Genomic DNA, 1747 nt, shown 5'->3' on the forward strand with positions numbered 1-1747 from the left:
GCCATCGCACGGGATGACGAAGGCTATCACATCATCACGCTGCGCGACGCGCCGGGCGATTATGCCGGTGATTACCTCACGCTGACTGATACCCTGCATGGCGGGCTGCTTACGGTGGCACGCAGCCGCGCGGAGATCGAGGCGCTGCGGGCGGGCTTCGTCAATATCCTGTGGATCAGCCTCTTGCCGACGATCCTCATCGCGCTGTCGGGGGGCCTTGTCATCGCGCGGCGCTCGAAACGGGATGTGGAGGTGATCGGGCGAACACTGGACAGCCTGACCGCTGGGGACCTTTCCGCGCGTGCGCGGATCGATCCGCGCTGGTCCGATGACCTGCGCAGCATCGGGGGCAAGTTGAACCTGATGGCGGGGGCGCAGCAACATTCGGTGGAGGCCCTGCGCCAGGTTTCGTCCGACATCGCCCATGACCTGAAGACACCCATCCAGCGCGTCGCGGTGCATCTGGACGACCTCGAGCGCGTCGTTCCGCCCGAAGGCGAGACCCGGGAACTGGTGGAACGGGCGCAGGCCGAGGTGAACGGCATCGCCACGGTCTTTCAATCGCTTCTGCAGCTTGCACAGGTGGATAGCGGCTCCCCCCGGCAGAGGTTCGCGCCGGTCGATCTGAATACCCTCTGTGCCACCATGGCAGAGGTCTACGAACCAGCGGCACAGGCCGCCGGAAAGACCCTGACCCTGCATTTGCCTGACGAGGTCCTGAGCGTGGAGGGCGACCGCGCGCTTCTCGGGCAGGCCCTCGCCAACCTTATCGAGAACGGGCTGCGCCATACGCCCGAGGGCGCGCAGGTGGAGGTGACGCTGGAGCTTCAGCCCGAAGGCTCCGGCCCGGACCGGGCCACGGCCCCGCAGCTGGTGGTTGCCGATGACGGGCCGGGCATACCGGAGGCGGAACGCGACAAGGTGCTGCGGCGGCTCTACCGGCTCGACAGCAGCCGCAACACCCCCGGCAACGGTCTGGGGCTGGCGCTGGTCGACAGCATCGTGAAGTTGCACGGGGCAGAGCTTCGCCTGACGGACAATTCCCCCGGATTGCGGGCCGAGATACGTTTCTGATCCGCCGGTGCGGCGTTTTTTCTTATGTCTAACCCTGCAACATGGCCCATAGTGTCTGAAAACCGGTAAAGGGGTTCAACGATGCTGGATGGGTATACCGCGGAAACGCTCGCTCGGGTGCAGTTCGCCTTCACGGTTTCTTTCCACATCATCTTTCCCGCCTTCAGTATCGGATTGGCCAGCTACCTCGCGGTGCTCAACGCGCTCTGGCTGCGCACGCGGGACAGAACCTACGAGCTGCTCTTCGACTACTGGAAGAAAATCTTCGCCATCGCCTTTGGCATGGGCGTCGTTTCGGGCATCGTCATGTCCTATCAGTTCGGCACCAACTGGTCGGTCTTTTCGGACAAGGCGGGGCCGGTCGTCGGGCCGCTCATGGCCTACGAAGTCCTCTCGGCCTTCTTTCTGGAGGCAGGGTTCCTCGGCATCATGCTCTTTGGCCGCCAGCGGGTGGGGGACGGGTTGCATATGTTCGCGACCGGCATGGTCGCCTTCGGAACCCTGCTGTCGGCAACTTGGATCATTTCCGTCAATTCCTGGATGCAGACCCCGCAGGGCTACGGCATGAACGACGTGGGCCAGTTCATACCGCTGGACTGGTGGGCCATCGTCTTCAGCCCATCCTTCCCCTACCGGCTGACGCATATGGTGCTGGCCGCCTATCTGACCACTG

At 63.9% G+C, this 1747-nt stretch carries 2 protein-coding genes; both read left to right on the top strand.

Going from position 1 to position 1747, the window contains the following annotated elements; translation table 11 throughout:
- A partial coding sequence (locus tag A3764_RS15005) for a sensor histidine kinase (RefSeq protein WP_067951724.1) occupies positions 1 to 1074 on the top strand: 1074 nt, incomplete at its 5' end.
- Between the two features lie 81 nt (positions 1075 to 1155).
- Positions 1156 to 1747, top strand: a 592-nt coding sequence (locus tag A3764_RS15010) for a cytochrome ubiquinol oxidase subunit I (protein ID WP_150122205.1), incomplete at its 3' end; no start/stop codon positions are given.

This window comes from Sulfitobacter sp. HI0129 (genome assembly GCF_001635395.1).
Taxonomy (GTDB): Bacteria; Pseudomonadota; Alphaproteobacteria; order Rhodobacterales; family Rhodobacteraceae; genus Sulfitobacter.